The organism is Methyloversatilis sp. MC4-4 (assembly GCF_049843555.1).
Taxonomy (GTDB): domain Bacteria; phylum Pseudomonadota; class Gammaproteobacteria; order Burkholderiales; family Rhodocyclaceae; genus Methyloversatilis; species Methyloversatilis discipulorum_B.
The window spans coordinates 461,099-475,731 of record NZ_JBBHZK010000003.1 but is presented as its reverse complement, the minus strand read 5'-3'; the positions used below and the strand labels follow the sequence as shown (position 1 = coordinate 475,731).

Annotated in this window: 23 protein-coding genes; 19 read left to right on the top strand and 4 right to left on the bottom strand. The window is 66.5% G+C overall.

Annotated elements, in window-relative coordinates; translation table 11 throughout:
* Positions 1-110: 110 nt before the first annotated feature.
* The 16 genes from nifB to WDZ97_RS15220 are packed head-to-tail and all read left to right on the top strand — an operon-like array spanning position 111 to position 9,420.
* Positions 111-1,685, top strand: coding sequence for a nitrogenase cofactor biosynthesis protein NifB (gene nifB, locus WDZ97_RS15295; protein ID WP_020165996.1), 1,575 nt, complete (start codon positions 111-113; stop codon positions 1,683-1,685).
* A 53-nt stretch (positions 1,686-1,738) separates the two neighbouring features.
* Positions 1,739-1,948, top strand: a complete 210-nt coding sequence (locus tag WDZ97_RS15290) for a 4Fe-4S binding protein (protein ID WP_019916611.1) — start codon at positions 1,739-1,741, stop codon at positions 1,946-1,948.
* A gap of 7 nt (positions 1,949-1,955) precedes the next feature.
* A complete protein-coding gene (locus WDZ97_RS15285) occupies positions 1,956-2,381 on the top strand; it encodes a HesB/IscA family protein (protein WP_425763309.1) in 426 nt (141 codons plus the stop codon).
* Between the two features lie 10 nt (positions 2,382-2,391).
* Positions 2,392-2,952 (top strand): hypothetical protein, encoded by a 561-nt coding sequence (locus tag WDZ97_RS15280; protein WP_425763308.1) that lies wholly within the window; start codon positions 2,392-2,394, stop codon positions 2,950-2,952.
* Entirely contained in the window at positions 2,949-3,749 is an 801-nt protein-coding gene (locus tag WDZ97_RS15275) for a 4Fe4S-binding leucine-rich repeat protein (RefSeq protein WP_425763307.1), read from the top strand. Before WDZ97_RS15280 ends, WDZ97_RS15275 begins: the two co-directional genes overlap by 4 nt.
* On the top strand, positions 3,742-4,095 hold the full coding sequence (locus WDZ97_RS15270; protein WP_304000500.1) for a nitrogen fixation protein NifZ: 354 nt from the start codon (positions 3,742-3,744) through the stop codon (positions 4,093-4,095). The genes WDZ97_RS15275 and WDZ97_RS15270 overlap by 8 nt, the downstream gene beginning before the upstream one ends.
* On the top strand, positions 4,088-4,357 hold the full coding sequence (locus WDZ97_RS15265) for a nitrogen fixation protein NifZ (protein ID WP_425763306.1): 270 nt from the start codon (positions 4,088-4,090) through the stop codon (positions 4,355-4,357). The genes WDZ97_RS15270 and WDZ97_RS15265 overlap by 8 nt, the downstream gene beginning before the upstream one ends.
* A gap of 14 nt (positions 4,358-4,371) precedes the next feature.
* Positions 4,372-4,743 (top strand): DUF3024 domain-containing protein, encoded by a 372-nt coding sequence (locus WDZ97_RS15260; protein ID WP_304011559.1) that lies wholly within the window; start codon positions 4,372-4,374, stop codon positions 4,741-4,743.
* The gene (locus WDZ97_RS15255; RefSeq protein WP_425763305.1) at positions 4,740-5,876 is read left to right on the top strand and encodes a cysteine desulfurase family protein; all 1,137 of its coding nucleotides are present in this window, start codon (positions 4,740-4,742) and stop codon (positions 5,874-5,876) included. The genes WDZ97_RS15260 and WDZ97_RS15255 overlap by 4 nt, the downstream gene beginning before the upstream one ends.
* A 30-nt stretch (positions 5,877-5,906) precedes the next feature.
* Positions 5,907-6,122, top strand: coding sequence for a putative nitrogen fixation protein NifT (nifT, locus tag WDZ97_RS15250; RefSeq protein WP_019916619.1), 216 nt, complete (start codon positions 5,907-5,909; stop codon positions 6,120-6,122).
* Between the two features lies 1 nt (position 6,123).
* On the top strand, positions 6,124-6,387 hold the full coding sequence (locus WDZ97_RS15245; RefSeq protein ID WP_425763304.1) for a hypothetical protein: 264 nt from the start codon (positions 6,124-6,126) through the stop codon (positions 6,385-6,387).
* Positions 6,388-6,401: 14 nt separating this feature from the next.
* Positions 6,402-7,550, top strand: coding sequence for a DegT/DnrJ/EryC1/StrS family aminotransferase (locus WDZ97_RS15240; RefSeq protein WP_024300787.1), 1,149 nt, complete (start codon positions 6,402-6,404; stop codon positions 7,548-7,550).
* Between the two features lie 21 nt (positions 7,551-7,571).
* Positions 7,572-8,405, top strand: coding sequence for an SIR2 family NAD-dependent protein deacylase (locus tag WDZ97_RS15235; RefSeq protein WP_304000488.1), 834 nt, complete (start codon positions 7,572-7,574; stop codon positions 8,403-8,405).
* Positions 8,406-8,455: 50 nt separating this feature from the next.
* Positions 8,456-8,752, top strand: coding sequence for a 2Fe-2S iron-sulfur cluster-binding protein (locus WDZ97_RS15230; RefSeq protein WP_019916623.1), 297 nt, complete (start codon positions 8,456-8,458; stop codon positions 8,750-8,752).
* A gap of 50 nt (positions 8,753-8,802) precedes the next feature.
* The gene (locus WDZ97_RS15225; RefSeq protein WP_304000485.1) at positions 8,803-9,036 is read left to right on the top strand and encodes a hypothetical protein; all 234 of its coding nucleotides are present in this window, start codon (positions 8,803-8,805) and stop codon (positions 9,034-9,036) included.
* A gap of 18 nt (positions 9,037-9,054) precedes the next feature.
* Positions 9,055-9,420, top strand: a complete 366-nt coding sequence (locus WDZ97_RS15220) for a hypothetical protein (RefSeq protein ID WP_304000483.1) — start codon at positions 9,055-9,057, stop codon at positions 9,418-9,420.
* A 12-nt stretch (positions 9,421-9,432) separates the two neighbouring features.
* On the opposite strand, the gene WDZ97_RS15215 is transcribed toward WDZ97_RS15220, so the two are convergent.
* Entirely contained in the window at positions 9,433-9,732 is a 300-nt protein-coding gene (locus tag WDZ97_RS15215) for a DUF6156 family protein (protein WP_304000481.1), read from the bottom strand.
* A gap of 22 nt (positions 9,733-9,754) precedes the next feature.
* Here WDZ97_RS15215 and WDZ97_RS15210 point away from each other — a divergent pair, with 22 nt between their 5' ends.
* A complete protein-coding gene (locus WDZ97_RS15210; RefSeq protein ID WP_198291452.1) occupies positions 9,755-9,916 on the top strand; it encodes a hypothetical protein in 162 nt (53 codons plus the stop codon).
* 28 nt (positions 9,917-9,944) lie between these two features.
* Here WDZ97_RS15210 and WDZ97_RS15205 read toward each other — a convergent pair whose 3' ends face one another.
* From WDZ97_RS15205 to WDZ97_RS15195, 3 genes are all read right to left on the bottom strand, one after another.
* Positions 9,945-10,376 (bottom strand): ArsC/Spx/MgsR family protein, encoded by a 432-nt coding sequence (locus tag WDZ97_RS15205; RefSeq protein ID WP_425763303.1) that lies wholly within the window; start codon positions 10,374-10,376, stop codon positions 9,945-9,947.
* Positions 10,377-10,685: 309 nt separating this feature from the next.
* A complete protein-coding gene (locus WDZ97_RS15200; protein WP_304000478.1) occupies positions 10,686-11,279 on the bottom strand; it encodes a hypothetical protein in 594 nt (197 codons plus the stop codon).
* Entirely contained in the window at positions 11,260-11,727 is a 468-nt protein-coding gene (locus tag WDZ97_RS15195; RefSeq protein ID WP_425763302.1) for a group II truncated hemoglobin, read from the bottom strand. The genes WDZ97_RS15200 and WDZ97_RS15195 overlap by 20 nt, the downstream gene beginning before the upstream one ends.
* A 457-nt stretch (positions 11,728-12,184) precedes the next feature.
* On the opposite strand from WDZ97_RS15195, the gene nifH reads away from it, so the two are divergent.
* Both nifH and nifD read left to right on the top strand, forming a co-directional pair.
* The gene (gene nifH / locus WDZ97_RS15190; protein ID WP_024300793.1) at positions 12,185-13,060 is read left to right on the top strand and encodes a nitrogenase iron protein; all 876 of its coding nucleotides are present in this window, start codon (positions 12,185-12,187) and stop codon (positions 13,058-13,060) included.
* Between the two features lie 109 nt (positions 13,061-13,169).
* Positions 13,170-14,624 (top strand): nitrogenase molybdenum-iron protein alpha chain, encoded by a 1,455-nt coding sequence (gene nifD / locus WDZ97_RS15185; protein ID WP_304000472.1) that lies wholly within the window; start codon positions 13,170-13,172, stop codon positions 14,622-14,624.
* Positions 14,625-14,633: the final 9 nt, after the last annotated feature.

The window sequence follows — 14,633 nt, the reverse complement described above, 5'->3', positions numbered from 1 at the left end:
TCCGGATCGCGCCAAGTCAATGAATCGAATGACGAAATCACTTTGGCACGGAAATGGCTATCCCTCGTTTGCCAGCCCACATCGCGCGTCAGCAGAACAAGGAGTAGGTCATGGAAAGTGCAGCAGCGAGCTATGTCAGCCTGGCTGACCTGAAGTCCAGCCACAACGTGCTGGCCACCCCGGCGGAAGCGCCGGCTCACGTCGGCTGTGGCACCTCCGGCGGCGAGGGCAAGGCCAGTTGCGGAACGTCCGCCGGGCCCGACGACATGCCGGCCCACGTGTGGGAGAAGGTGAAGAATCACCCCTGTTATTCGGAAGAGGCCCATCACCACTACGCCCGCATGCACGTGGCGGTGGCGCCGGCCTGCAACATCCAGTGCAACTACTGCAACCGCAAGTACGACTGTTCGAACGAGTCGCGCCCCGGCGTCGTGTCGCAGAAGCTGACGCCGGAGCAGGCGGTCAAGAAGGTGGTCGCGGTCGCCAGCGAAATTCCGCAGATGACGGTGCTCGGCGTGGCCGGTCCCGGCGACTCGCTGGCCAACCCGAAGAAGACCTTCGACACCTTCCGCATGCTCCAGGAGCAGGCACCTGACATCAAGCTCTGTCTGTCCACCAACGGTCTGGCGCTGCCCGATCTGGTCGACGAGATCTGCAAGTACAACATCGACCACGTGACCATCACGATCAACATGGTCGACCCGGAGATCGGCGCCAAGATCTACCCGTGGATCTTCTGGGACCACAAGCGCATCACTGGCGTCGAGGCCTCGCGCATCCTGCACGAGCAGCAGATGAAGGGGTTGGAGATGCTGACCGCCCGGGGTGTGCTCACCAAGATCAACTCGGTGCTCATCCCCGGCATCAACGACGCGCACATGATCGAGGTGAACAAGGCGGTCAAGGCGCGCGGCGCCTTCCTGCACAACATCATGCCGCTGATCTCCGAAGCCGAGCACGGCACGGTGTTTGGCCTGACCGGCCAGCGCGGCCCCACGGCGCAGGAGCTGAAGGCGGTCCAGGACGCCTGCATGGGTGGCGCCAACCTGATGCGCCACTGCCGCCAGTGCCGCGCCGACGCGGTCGGCCTGCTGGGCGAGGACCGCAGCGAGGAATTCACGCTCGACAAGATCGAAGAGATGGAAGTGGTCTATGACCTCGACCGCCGCCGCACCTACCAGGAGCGCGTCGAAGCCGAGCGTCAGGCCCAGCACGCGGCCAAGGTCGAGGCACTGGCCGCGACCGAAGGCAACGAGGCGGCGAAGGACATCAAGGTGCTGGTCGCCGTTGCCACGACGGGTGGCGGCCGGGTGAACCAGCACTTCGGCCATGCCGACGAGTTCCAGATCTTCGAGGTGTCGGCGGGCGAAGCGCTGTTCGTCGGTCACCGTCGGGTCGACCTGTATTGCCAGGGCGGCTACGGCGAGGACGAGCAGCTGCCCTCCATCGTCAATGCGATCAACGACTGCCACGCCGTACTGGTGTCGAAGATCGGCGCCTGCCCGCGCGACGAGCTGAAGGGTGCGGGCATCGAGCCGGTCGATGCCTATGCCGACGAGTTCATCGAGAAGGCCGCGCTGTCGTGGTTCGCCGACTACACCGGCCGGGTCGCGCGCGGCGAGATCGCGCACGCCGAGCGCGGCGACGCGTCGATCCGCCAGGGCGCTTTCACCGCCGCCGCCTGACGTTTCCGGATGGACCGCGGCGAGCGCCGCGGTCCGAGCGAAAGGAGAGAACCATGTCTTTGAAGATCATTGCCAACCTCTGTACGGGCTGTTCGGCCTGTGAGCCGGAATGCCCGAACGAGGCGATCAGCGAGCTCAAGAACCTGTTTGTCATCGATCCCGACAAATGCACCGAATGCGAAGGCGATTACGACACCCCGCAATGCGTCGCGGTGTGTCCGATCGACGATTGCATCCTCCCACTCCAGACCCAGGCTGCCTGAGGACAACATGACCCAACTGACCCTGACGCCGGCTGCGGCGAAATTCATCCAGCGCATGGTGCGCTTTTCCGGCGAACCGGAAGGTGCCGGCTTTCGCCTGCTGGTCAGCGCCGGCGGCTGCTCCGGCCTGAACTCCGAGTTCACGGTCGTGGCGGCACCACAGAGCGGTGACTCGGTGGTCGAGGCCTCCGGCGTTCGGCTGTTCCTGCCGGCCGAATCGCGGCTGCTGCTCGAAGGCGTGACCGTCGATTTCGCCGACACGCCGACCAAGAGCGGGCTCACCTTCATCAACCCGAACCAGGCACCGTGCGCATGCAGCAGCAGCGCACCGGCCGGCGCGCCGGGCGTGCAGCAGCACGCGCACGGACACGGCCATGGCCACGCGATGCCCGGCGTCGCGACGGTCGGTCTGGACGCCATCCGTCGCGGTTGAGGAGGCGGCCATGCAGGCGATCGATGCCCACGACGATCTGGCCGATCCCGGCCTCGCCGTGCTCGGTCGCGGGCTGCCGCCCGAGGCCGAGGCGCTGATCGCGCGCGCCGGCCTGATCCGCAACCGGGTGGCCGAAGCGCAGGCCCTGCTCGACGAGGCGCACGCGCTTGCACCGTCGCACCCGGCGACGCTGATCGCGCTCTACCGCTTTCATTTCTACGGTAACCGGCTGCGCGCGGCGCGCGACGTCGGCGAGCGCGCCATCGCCTGTGCGGCGGCGGCGCTCGGTCTGCCGGCGGACTGGCGGCGCGTCGAGGCCGACGCACGCTTTCGCGCGCTGGAGCCGATGCCGCGCTTCTGGCTGTTCTCGCTCAAGGGCTACGCGTACCTGAGCGCGCGCCTGGGCGAACTCGACGTCGGTCGTGCGGCGCTGACCAAGCTGGCCGAGATGGATCCGGACGACAAGGTGGGCCATCGCGTGATCGACGCGGTGCTGATGCGCATGGGACGCGATGACCTCGGCTACGAGGACTGTCCGGACATCGCGGAGCCGGTCGGAGTCACGCCATGATGAGCATCTTGCCGCAGGCCTCCTACGACCCGTCGGACGACATCCCGCCGCTGGCCTGGAGCGGCGAGGAGCTGGACTGTTCTCAATGCGACGCGCTGTCGCAGGGGGCGCGCTGCGAACGCGGACACGCCTGCGTGCAGGACCGCTACGCCAAGCGCATCGACCGCTTCTTCCGCTGGAATCCCGACCTCAGCAACGCCTTCCTGCATCACCCCTATTTCGAGGTGCGCGCCATCGCCTGCCGCCGCGCCGACGTGTTCCATCTGCAGTCGCTGATCGACGACGAGGACGAGACGGTGCGCCTGTCGGTGGCGGTGCGCCTGCCGCTCGCTCAGGTGGTGAAGTTGCGCGACGACCCGCACCGCGAGGTGCGCATCCGCGTCGCGATGCGGCTCGAAGGGCGCGAACTGCTCGCCATGGCCGGCGACGAGGACTACTACGTGCGCAAGCTGGTGGCGCAGCGCCTGCCCGCAGCACTGCTGCCGCGCATGCTCGACGACAGCGATCCCGAAGTCAGGCTGGAGGCGGTGCGGCGCCTGGACATGCCGGCGCTGCTGCGGATGTGCGACGACCCGGAGATATCGATACGCAAGGACGTCGCGCAGCGGCTGCCGACGGCCCAGCTCTACCGCATGGCGCACGACCCCGCGTGGGAGGTGCGCTGGATCGTGGCCGGCCGTGCCGGCCGGGCGCTTGCGTTGCAGATGTCGGCGAGCGACGAGGAAGCGGATGTGCGTGCCGAAGCGTGCGCGCGCCTGAACGAACTGGATCGGGAAGAAGGAGATCGACATGGGTGACATCAGTCGCGACAGCGATACCGTCGAACTGACCGCGCCGCCGGTATTCAAGTACGGCGAGCGTGTGGTGAGCCGCTACACGATACGCAACGACGGTACCTACTGCGGCAAGGACATCGGCGAGGTACTGGCCAAGAAGGGCGACGTCGGCTTCGTCACCTCGATCGGCACCTTCCTGCAGCAGTACTACATCTACGCCGTCGAATTCCTCGGTACCGGCCACCGGGTCGGCATGCGCGGGCGCGAACTGGTGTCGCTCGACAACCTGCCGCCGCACGTGGTCGAGGTGCTGGGCGAGCGCATCCATCAACTGGCAGCCATCAAGGTGGGAGGCGACAGTGTTTGAACTGCGCGAACCGAAGTTCCGCTGGGGTCAGCGCGTCGCCGCGACGATAGACCTGTACAACGACGGCTCCCACCCCGAGGTAGCGCTCGACGCCCTGCTGGTGGCGGAGGGCGCGGCCGGCGAGGTGGTGCAGATCGGCCATCACGAAGAGGCGAACATTCCGATCTACATGGTCGAGTTCGCCGACGGTCCGAGCGGCGTCGATGGCGCGCCGCGCCCCTGCGTGATCGGCGTGCTGGAAGAGGAGATCGCGCCGGTCTGACCGGTGCGCGCGCGATGAACGTCCATGCCTTGAGCCCGCTCCGCAACGCGCCGGCGCCCGTCGGCAGCGTCGTCGTCGCCGAGACCGAATTGCTGCGCCGGCGCGTGCTGCGCGCACTGGCGGCACGCGAGCGCTATCGCTACGTGCATCCGGCCCTGCACGACACCGACGACGGCTGGATCATCACCAGCCCCTGCTGCTCGCGCAATGTCGATCCGGAGGGCGGAACGATAGATATCGCGCGCATCCGCCACGAGGACGCGAGCTGGGTGCTGTACGCCTGCGACCATCTGCTCGGCGGCTGGGTGCAGCACACGCGCTCGAACAGCCTCGATCGCCTGCTCGACCTGATCGTGCACGACCCGCACCGGGTGTTCTGGCCATGATCTACCTCGACCACAACGCGACCACACCGCCGCTGCCCGAGGTGATCGAGGCGGTGACCGACTGCCTGCGCGATGGCTGGGGCAATCCTTCGTCCAAGCACGGCTTCGGTCAGCGCGCGAAGTCGGCGCTGGCGGCCGCGCGCGCCGAGGTGGCGGCGCTGGCCGGCGCGCAGCCGGCCGAGGTGGTGTTCACCAGCGGCGCCACCGAGGCGAACAACCAGGTGCTGGCCGGCGCGCTGTCGCGTCCCGGCGTGCCGCCGCGGGTGCTGCTGTCGGCGGTCGAGCACGCCGGCTTCCTGAAGGCGGCACAACGCATGCGCGACTTCGGTGTCGAGGTCGAGCTGCTGCCGGTGGATGGGCGCGGCGTGCTGCGCCTCGACGCGCTGCACACCGCGCTCGAGCGCCCGGCCGCGCTGCTGTCGGTGATGGCGGCCAACAACGAGACCGGCGTGCTGCAGCCGGTGGTCGAGGTCGCCGCAGCAGCGCGCGCGGCCGGCGTGCCGCTGCATGTCGACGCCACCCAGCAGGCCGGTCGCCTGCCGCTGGATTTCGCAGGCTGGGGCGTCGACCTGATGTCGATGTCCGCCCACAAGTTCGGTGGGCCGAAGGGCTGCGGCGCGCTGATCGCACGCAAGGGCCTGATCTGGCCGGCGCTGCTGCCGGGCCAGCAGGAGCGCGGGCGCCGCGGCGGTACCGAGAACATGCCGGGCATCGCCGGCTTTGCCGTCGCGGCGTCTCAGGCGCGCGCGACGATGCAGGCCGAGACGCTGCGCCAGGGCGCGCTGCGCGACGCGCTCGAAGACGCGCTGCGTGAAGCACTGACCGGGCTGACGGTGTTCGGCGAAGGTGCGCCGCGCCTGCCCAACACGCTTTTCATCGCCGTCGCCGGCCAGTCGGCCGACCGTCTGCTGGGCAGGCTGGAGCGCGAGGGCATCCTCGCCGCGTCGGGGGCGGCCTGTTCGTCCGGCGGCAGCGAGCCGTCGCACGTGCTGGCCGCGATGGGGGTGCCGCCGGCGCTCGCACGCGAGGCGATCCGCCTGTCGCTGGGTCGCGACACCGACGGCGAACACCTTGCCCGCGTCGTCCATGTACTGCGCAGCCTGCAATCCGAAACGGCCGCCGCCGCGGCCTGAAGTCGACACGTCACCACGAGGAAGTCCGCCATGAAAGTCATGATCCGCAAGAGCAGCAAGGGCGAACTTTCGCTCTACGTGCCGAAGAAGGACCTGGAAGAACCCATCGTGCAGATGGAGCGCCCGGACATGTGGGGCGGACAGATCACGCTCGCCAACGGGTGGACGCTGGACCTGCCCGAGATGGCCGCCGACACCCGGCTGCCGATCACGGTGGAGGCCCGCCTGACCGGCGGACGAGAGTGACGTGGCGCTGAGCGCAGATCAGTTGGGTGAGATCGCCCGCATCGCGCTGGCGGCACCGACGCTGAGCGAGGCCATTGCCGGCGTGCGCCAAGCGCTGCCCGGCGTGCGCGCCTCGGCGGTCGATGCCTTCGACATGCGCGGGGAGACGCCGGCGCTGCGCATCGGCGACCGCGATCTGTTCCTGATGCACAGCGACGGACATTGCTGGTCGGTCACGCCCGACCCGCTGGCAGCGCACGGCATCGTGCTGACCCAGCACACCTGACACGGGAGATGAACATGGACAGCGACTGGATACCGCTTTCGCTCGCCGACGTCGGCGAACGCGAAGCACAGCTGGTGGAGCAGGTGATGCGTTCCGGCCGGCTGTCGGGCGGCCCGATGGTGGAAGCCTTCGAGTCGGTGTTCGCCGACCTGCACGGGCGCCGCTATGCGGTGGCCGTATCGAGCGGCATGGCGGGCGCCTGGATGGCGCTGCGCGCGCTCGGCATCGGCCCGGGCGATGAAGTGATCGCCAGTGCCTACAGCTGGCATCACATCGCGCACGCCATCGTGCACGCGGGGGCCACGCCGGTGCTGGCCGACATCGACTACTGGTCCGGTGCGGTGGCGCCAGAGTCGGTACTGACGCGCATTACGCCGAACACGCGCGCCATCATCGGCAACAACTGCAACGGCCATCCGGCCGCCTGGAAGCCGTTGCGTGACATTGCCGACGCGCACGGGCTGGCGCTGATCGAGGATTCGACCGAAGCGATCGGTTCGCGCTACCTCGGCGAGCTGGTCGGCACCTTCGGCGACCTGTCCATCTTCGACTTCTCGCAACCGCTGGCGCTGAACTGCGGCGAGGGCGGCATGGTGCTGACCGATGACGCGCGCCTGGCCAGCGAACTGCGCTACCTGCGTGCGCACGGGCTGAGCGACCGCAACTCGGTGTCGGTCGGCAGCCGCGTGCCCTTCTCGGCCAACATGAGCGACGTCACCGCGGCCATCGGCATCGCCCAGGCCGAACGCATCGACGAAATCCATGCGCGGCGCAAGCAGGTCGAGGTCTGGTACCACGAACAGATGCAGACCTTCGAGGGCATCAAGCCGCCCTATCTGGCGCAGGACGTCGATGAGGTGCACTGGATGCTCTACGTCGTGCATCTGGGCAAGCGCTTCACCGCCAGCGCGCGCGCGCAGCTGATCGAGGATCTCGACACCGAAGCGATCGAGGCGGCCGCCTACAGCCGGCCGCTGCACCAGCAGTTCCATTACCAGAGCTACGGCTACAAGCGCGGCCAGCTCGCCAACACCGACCGCATCGCCGATCGTTCGCTGGCCTTGCCCTTCCACGGCTTCATCGAGCAGGACGAAGTGCGCTTCGTGGTGAAGACGCTGAAGGACGCGGCCACCAACGTCGGCGCAGGCGCCGCCATCTACTGAACCGCGTTACGAGGACGAGTCATGACATCCCCCCTGACCCAATTGCCGGCCGAGATCGAAGCAGGGCTGCGCGCCGGCCGCGTCGTGCCCTATCTGGGCCCCGGCATGCTGTCGCTGGTGCCGCAGTACGCGGTGCCCGGTACGCCCGAGGCGCTGGTCGCGCTGCTCACCGCCAAGGTTTCGGTGCCGCACAAGATACGCAGCCGGCTCACCCAGGCGGCGCAGTTCATCGAGAACTTCAAGCACCGCAAGACGGTGGTCGACCTGATGAACAACGCCTTCGCGGCCGCCCCGTCGGCCTCGCCGCTGCATGCCTGGCTGGCCAGCCTGAATCTGCCGCTCATTGTCGACACCTGGTACGACGAGGCGATGTCGACCGCGCTGCACGAAGCGGGCGTCAAGTGGGGCGAGGTGCAGGGTTTGTCGCAGTCCGAACACTTCGGCAACTGGACCGGCTGGTACGACCGCGACGGCAATCCGCTGCCCGATCGCGCGCCGGACTGGGCGACGCTGCTGTACAAGCCGATCGGCTCGACCAGCCCGGCCGGCAACTACCTGGTGTCGGATTCCGACTATGTCGAGGTGCTGACCGAAATCGACATCCAGACGCCGATCCCGCAGGAAGTGCAGGCGCTGCGCAGCGGCCGCAGCTTCCTCTTCCTCGGCTGCCGCTTCAACGACCAACTCACCCGATCGTTCGCGCGCCAGATCATGAAGCGTTCCAGCGACCGTCACTGGGCGCTGCTGCCGGACGAGCCGACGCGGATGGAAGCGAAGTTCCTGGCCGAACAGAACATCACCCGCATCGCGCTGCCGCTGGACAGCCTCGCCGCCGTGTCGGCGCAGGCCGCCTGAGCGCAGCGCATCGCCAACCGATTTCACACACACCGACAAGGAGAAGCGCCATGCCACAGCTCACCATCATGCCGTCCGGAACGGCACTCGAAGTCGCACCGGGAACCACCCTGCTCGCTGCCATCCTGTCCGCCGGCGAGAAGCTGATCAGCAAGTGCGGCGGTCAGGCCCAGTGCGGCGCCTGTCACATCGCGGTCAACGAGGGGCGCAAGAGCCTGTCGAAGACGACGCGCGCCGAGAACGAGAAGCTCGACGCGCTGGTCGGCGTCAGCTCGAAATCGCGCCTGGCCTGTCAGGCGCAGATGGGCGAAGAGAACGTGACGGTCGAGCTGCTCAGCTTCGTCTGATCGCGTCCACGCCACCCCGACAAGAACCGGACAACGGGAAGAACACCATCATGAGTTACGACGCAATCAAGGCCGATCGCGGCCTCTGTACCGGCAACCGCCTTGGCGCCGCCGGCAAGTGCAACGGCCAGACCTTCCAGTGCGAGTGCGGCCATGTCGGCTGCCGCCAGACCTACGACGACAGCTGCACCAACCAGGCCTTCTCGGCCGGCTGGCGCTGTGTCAAGTGCGGCGCGGTCGGCAAGATGACGCGGCTGAACTACGAATACCGCATCGGCGCCTGAGGCCGAGGCTCGACCGCGATGACCGATGCGCTGTTCAGTGCAGCGTCGCTGGCCATGCTGGACGAGGCCTGCAGCGGCGTGCTCATCCTCGGCGAAGGGCTGGAGCGCGACGAGTTCCTGTCGTCGCGGCTGACCCGCGCCGAGGTGGGCCGCCTGCTGCTGATCATCGCCCGTCTGATGGATGGCCTGCCAGTGGACGCCAGCCGTCGTCTGCCGGAGATCGACTGGGCCGGCTGGTCGCTGCTGGCGCGCACCTTGCCCGACCGTGGGCCGGCCAGCGACGACACGCTGTGGTTCGCCCTCACCTCGCTGGTGCCGGCCACGCTGATGTGGCTGCGGCTCTACCGCCAGCGCGAGCCCGAGCTGTTCGCGTTCGCCGGCTGAGGCGGGCGCCGTTCAGGCGGCGAAGTCGACCACCTGCGGGTCTTCGTCACCGATGACGATGCAGGCACGCAGCAGGCGGCCGTCGGCGCTCCAGCTGTATTCGTGACGCATTTCGGTTTCACCGTAGACCTTCTTCTCGGCGCGCACGATGCGACCGGCCGCGTCGTAGTCAACCTGGAACCAGGTGTTGCGGTTGCGCAGCGCGTCGGGCTGCAGTTCCTCGGCGAACTGCAGCGGCAGTTTCACACCGCGGTAGGTGAGGAAGTAGCGGGTGGTCGTCGAGGGCGAAGGGGAGCGCGATGGCGAGGACATGGGTGAGCGGATGTCGATGACAGTGAAACAGTTGATCGTGGCCTTGCAGGGGCTGCCGGCCGACGCCACCGTGCTGCTGGAGGGCGACGACGGCTATTCCCCGCTCGGCTCGCTGGAACTGCTGGGCAACGGTGGCGTGCTGCCCGACGAGGTGGTGCTGCAGCCGGACATGACGCCGGACTGAGCGGCGTCACCGCCCGAGCGACGATTCCTCATTCCGTGGGGCGGCACGACGCCATGCCGCCGGCGGCACAGCCTTCCGAAGTTTCACGCAGCCGCGCCGCGGCGTCGGGCGTCAGGCCTATCCAGCGGTCTATCGCGGGCGGATCGAAGCCGACCCGCCGCTCAGCGCCAACCTGCAGCAGCGGCCGCCGTATCAGCAGCGGCTCGGCCAGCAGCAGCGCCAGTGCCTCCGCCCGGCCGAGCGACTCCGGCTGCACCTCGCCGCTCTTCACCCGTGGCGCAGCGCGGTTGAACCAGTCGGCCACCGGCAAGGGGTCGAGGAAGTCGAGCAATGACGCCGCTGTCCATGGCTCGGTCAGCAGACTGCGCACCGAAAGCTGGTGGCCGGCATCGCGCAGCCACTGCTTCTGCCGCGCGTTGCCGGTACAGCCGGGCTTTTCGAAAAAGACAATGTGAGCCATTTCACCGGTCCATCAGTGCGACGCGCGGCCCGCACGGCCGCCCCAAGGGGTGTAGCGGGGGTTTCGGCGAGCACTGCTCGCCGCCCGCGTAACCGGTCGGCTGTGCAAAGCCGACCGTGGAGAGCGCACCCCCCTCGGCGGGGGTGAGGCAGGGGTTTCGCAGCGCATGCCGAACAGGCCGGCCATGCAAAGCCGGCCCTGTGCGAGCGAGGCGAGCGTGGGGGCTTTGGCGCCGCCCGTAGGGCCGCCCCAAGGGCGAGCGCAGCCCCCTCGGGGGGCAGTGAGCGAAGCGAGCGTGGGGGCTCACACTCAAACCGGGCGGTTTTCGTACAGATTGCGCACCGGGCCCATCAGCTTCAGACCTTCTTCGTAGCTGATCTCCGGGAACTTGCCGGTGAACTTCATCGCGGCGTCGACGACCGCGTCCAGCTTGCCCGCGGTGTCCAGCTTCTTCAGGTCGTTCTTCTCCAGATAGAGCAGTTCCAGCGTCTCGTTGTAGACGGTGGCTTCGTCGATCGGCAGCACGTGGAAGGTGGCACCGCCGTACTGCACCTGGTACTTCTTCGACAGGTCGATGTTGTCGCAGAACACGATGTACTTGCCCTGCGGCGACAGCGCGTCGCCCAGCACCTCGGCCAGCATCTTCAGGTACTCGAAGGACAGCAGGAAGCAGGTCAGGAAGGCGATATGCGTTTCGCCCTCGTGCGCGGCGGCCATCACCTGGTCACTGCTGATTTCGGGCGGACGGGCCTCGTCGGCGAACTGCTGCGCGAACTTCAGTGCGATGTCGCCCCGGAAACCGACGCGCCCAGCCTTGTGCGTCGGCCCCTTGAAGACGGCGTTGAGCAGCCGCTTTTCGTTTTCCAGTGCGGCGAAGGCGGAGCTAGCGATGGTGATGCTCATGGTGATTCCCCTGATCGTTGCGGATGAAATCCGCGGTCTTGAAAAAGGCCTGCTCCAGCTGCATGCGCAGTTCGCCGTCGCTGACGACTTCCTGCAGGGCGGCGCGCATGCAGTTCATCCACGCGTCGCGTTCGGCCGGGCCGATCGCGAACGCGAGGTGCTTGCGCCGCAGACGCGGGTGGCCACGTTCGACCGAGTAGCGCTGCGGGCCGCCCATCCATTCGACGAGGTAGTTCACCAGCACGCGCTTGACGTCGGTCAGATCGACGCCGTGCATGGCGCGTATGCCCTGTGCCTCCGGGCGTTCGCTCATGTGTGCATAGAAGCGGTCGACCAGATGAACGATCGCCGCTTCGCCACCGATGCGGGCGAAGTGCGGGTTCTGCGTACCTGCGGTCGAACTGACCGAAGGCGCGGCGGCTGGAACGACGGGCTCTTGCGTGGACATGGACGTGTCTTTGCTGGGCGGATGCGGAGCTACAGCAAGTGCCGTACCCGCTGCGTCCGCCTTGCCCCGCATCACACCGGAATGCGTGCGGGAACGCCCGCCGGCGCGCCCGATGACGCGTGGACCACAGAGGAGAGGGAAGCCTGTGTCGGCTCTGTCGCAGCCCGGTCAATCCTCACAGCGCTGGGCTGATTGTCGCGTTTGTCGTTCCTCACGCCGGCCCGCGTGAATGTCGTTCGAAAGCGCTGGAACGACGTCTGTAAGCCGTTTATCGAGAATGCACGGTGAATGGCACGGCAGTTGCTGAACAGGCCATGCACCGACCATGACTTGCCGCCAATGGCTGACCACGAAGACCAACAATGGGCACAAGGGGCTGCATCCGGTGGCGCGGTACGTGGCCAATGATCGCTTGGTCAGCGGCAATCAACTGTTCATCGACTCAGGAGAATCAAACATGGCATCTCTCAGACAAATCGCCTTCTACGGCAAGGGCGGCATCGGCAAGTCGACCACCTCCCAGAACACCCTGGCCGCTCTGGCCGAAATGGGTCAGAAGATCCTCATCGTCGGCTGCGACCCGAAGGCCGACTCGACCCGCCTGATCCTGCACGCAAAGGCACAGGACACCATCCTGTCGCTGGCCGCGGAAGCCGGTTCGGTCGAGGACCTGGAGCTCGAGGACGTCATGAAGATCGGCTACCGCGATATCCGCTGTGTCGAATCCGGTGGCCCGGAACCCGGCGTCGGCTGCGCCGGTCGTGGTGTCATCACCTCGATCAACTTCCTCGAAGAGAACGGCGCCTATGACGGCGTCGATTACGTCTCCTACGACGTTCTCGGCGACGTGGTGTGCGGTGGCTTCGCGATGCCGATCCGCGAGAACAAGGCGCAGGAAATCTACATCGTCATGTCCGGCGAAATGATGGCCATGTACGCCGCCAACAACATCTCGAAGGGCATTCTGAAGTACGCCAATTCGGGTGGTGTGCGCCTGGGCGGCCTGGTGTGCAACGAGCGCCAGACCGACAAGGAACTGGAACTGGCCGAATCGCTGGCCAAGATGCTCGGCTCGCGTCTGATCCACTTCGTGCCGCGCGACAACATCGTTCAGCACGCCGAACTGCGTCGCATGACCGTGCTCGAGTACGCACCGGACTCGAAGCAGGCCAACGAGTACCGCGATCTGGCGCAGAAGGTTCATGCCAACGCGGGCAACGGCACCATCCCGACGCCGATCACGATGGACCAGCTCGAAGATCTGCTGATGGAGCACGGGATCATGAAGCAGGTCGACGAATCGGAAGTCGGCAAGGCCGCCGCTGCCGCCTGAGCACCCGAGAGTCGAGGGTCGGGAGCCGCGGGCGTCGCTTGCAGGCTCCCGGCCTCCGCCGGCGACAACCGTGGTTCTCTACCCTCAGCTCTCGACAAGGAGTGATCAAATGAGCATGACCATAGACGAAAAGAAGGCCCAGAACGCAGCGCTGATCGAAGAAGTGCTGAAGGCCTATCCCGAGAAGACCGCGAAGAAGCGCGCCAAGCACCTCAACGTGCACGAGGAAGGCAAGCCCGACTGCGGCGTCAAGTCGAACATCAAGTCGCTGCCCGGCGTGATGACCATCCGCGGCTGTGCCTACGCAGGTTCCAAGGGCGTGGTGTGGGGTCCGATCAAGGACATGATCCACATTTCCCACGGCCCGGTCGGCTGCGGCCAGTACTCGTGGGCGGCACGCCGCAACTACTACATCGGCGTCACCGGTGTGGATACCTTCGTCACGATGCAGTTCACCTCCGATTTCCAGGAGAAGGACATCGTGTTCGGTGGCGACAAGAAGCTGGAAGTCATCATGGATGAAATCCAGCAGCTGTTCCCGCTGAACAAGGGCATCTCGGTGCAGTCCGAGTGCCCGATCGGCCTGATCGGCGACGACATCGAAGCGGTGTCGAAGAAGAAGTCCAAGGAATACAACGGCCACACCATCGTGCCGGTGCGCTGCGAAGGTTTCCGCGGCGTGAGCCAGTCGCTGGGTCACCACATCGCCAACGACGCGATCCGCGACTGGGTGTTCGACAAGACCGAAGACAAGCGCCCCGACTTCGTGTCGACCCCGTACGACGTGGCCATCATCGGTGACTACAACATCGGCGGTGACGCCTGGTCCAGCCGCATCCTGCTGGAAGAGATGGGTCTGCGCGTGATCGCCCAGTGGTCGGGCGACGGCACGATCGCCGAACTGGAGAACACCCCGAAGGCGAAGCTCAACGTGCTGCACTGCTACCGCTCGATGAACTACATCTCGCGGCACATGGAAGAGAAGTACGGCATTCCCTGGGTGGAATACAACTTCTTCGGCCCGTCCAAGATCGAGGAATCGCTGCGCGAGATCGCCTCGCACTTCGACGACAAGATCAAGGAGAACACCGAGAAGGTGATCGCCAAGTACAAGCCGCTGATGCAGGCGGTGATCGACAAGTACCGCCCGCGCCTGGAAGGCAAGAAGGTGATGCTGTTCGTCGGCGGCCTGCGCCCGCGTCACGTCATCGGCGCCTACGAGGATCTGGGCATGGAAGTGGTCGGCACCGGTTACGAATTCGGCCACAACGACGACTATCAGCGCACCACGCACTACGTCAAGGACGGCACGCTGATCTATGACGACGTCACCGGCTACGAATTCGAGAAGTTCGTCGAGAAGGTGAAGCCCGATCTGGTCGGTTCCGGCATCAAGGAAAAGTACGTGTTCCAGAAGATGGGCGTGCCCTTCCGCCAGATGCACAGCTGGGACTACTCCGGTCCGTACCACGGCTACGACGGCTTCGCCATCTTTGCCCGCGACATGGACATGGCGATCAGCTCGCCGATCTGGGGCCTGACCAAGGCTCCGTGGAAGAAGTAAGCGCAGTGC

Bases quoted from the DNA above. Each gene is read 5' to 3' on its own strand.
- nifB (WP_020165996.1), top strand. From the start codon at position 111: ATGGAAAGTGCAGCAGCGAGCTATGTCAGCCTGGCTGACCTGAAGTCC.
- WDZ97_RS15290 (WP_019916611.1), top strand. From the start codon at position 1,739: ATGTCTTTGAAGATCATTGCCAACCTCTGTACGGGCTGTTCGGCCTGT.
- WDZ97_RS15285 (WP_425763309.1), top strand. From the start codon at position 1,956: ATGACCCAACTGACCCTGACGCCGGCTGCGGCGAAATTCATCCAGCGC.
- WDZ97_RS15280 (WP_425763308.1), top strand. From the start codon at position 2,392: ATGCAGGCGATCGATGCCCACGACGATCTGGCCGATCCCGGCCTCGCC.
- WDZ97_RS15275 (WP_425763307.1), top strand. From the start codon at position 2,949: ATGATGAGCATCTTGCCGCAGGCCTCCTACGACCCGTCGGACGACATC.
- WDZ97_RS15270 (WP_304000500.1), top strand. From the start codon at position 3,742: ATGGGTGACATCAGTCGCGACAGCGATACCGTCGAACTGACCGCGCCG.
- WDZ97_RS15260 (WP_304011559.1), top strand. From the start codon at position 4,372: ATGAACGTCCATGCCTTGAGCCCGCTCCGCAACGCGCCGGCGCCCGTC.
- WDZ97_RS15255 (WP_425763305.1), top strand. From the start codon at position 4,740: ATGATCTACCTCGACCACAACGCGACCACACCGCCGCTGCCCGAGGTG.
- nifT (WP_019916619.1), top strand. From the start codon at position 5,907: ATGAAAGTCATGATCCGCAAGAGCAGCAAGGGCGAACTTTCGCTCTAC.
- WDZ97_RS15240 (WP_024300787.1), top strand. From the start codon at position 6,402: ATGGACAGCGACTGGATACCGCTTTCGCTCGCCGACGTCGGCGAACGC.
- WDZ97_RS15235 (WP_304000488.1), top strand. From the start codon at position 7,572: ATGACATCCCCCCTGACCCAATTGCCGGCCGAGATCGAAGCAGGGCTG.
- WDZ97_RS15230 (WP_019916623.1), top strand. From the start codon at position 8,456: ATGCCACAGCTCACCATCATGCCGTCCGGAACGGCACTCGAAGTCGCA.
- WDZ97_RS15225 (WP_304000485.1), top strand. From the start codon at position 8,803: ATGAGTTACGACGCAATCAAGGCCGATCGCGGCCTCTGTACCGGCAAC.
- WDZ97_RS15220 (WP_304000483.1), top strand. From the start codon at position 9,055: ATGACCGATGCGCTGTTCAGTGCAGCGTCGCTGGCCATGCTGGACGAG.
- WDZ97_RS15215 (WP_304000481.1), bottom strand. From the start codon at position 9,732: ATGTCCTCGCCATCGCGCTCCCCTTCGCCCTCGACGACCACCCGCTAC.
- WDZ97_RS15205 (WP_425763303.1), bottom strand. From the start codon at position 10,376: ATGGCTCACATTGTCTTTTTCGAAAAGCCCGGCTGTACCGGCAACGCG.
- WDZ97_RS15200 (WP_304000478.1), bottom strand. From the start codon at position 11,279: ATGAGCATCACCATCGCTAGCTCCGCCTTCGCCGCACTGGAAAACGAA.
- WDZ97_RS15195 (WP_425763302.1), bottom strand. From the start codon at position 11,727: ATGTCCACGCAAGAGCCCGTCGTTCCAGCCGCCGCGCCTTCGGTCAGT.
- nifH (WP_024300793.1), top strand. From the start codon at position 12,185: ATGGCATCTCTCAGACAAATCGCCTTCTACGGCAAGGGCGGCATCGGC.
- nifD (WP_304000472.1), top strand. From the start codon at position 13,170: ATGAGCATGACCATAGACGAAAAGAAGGCCCAGAACGCAGCGCTGATC.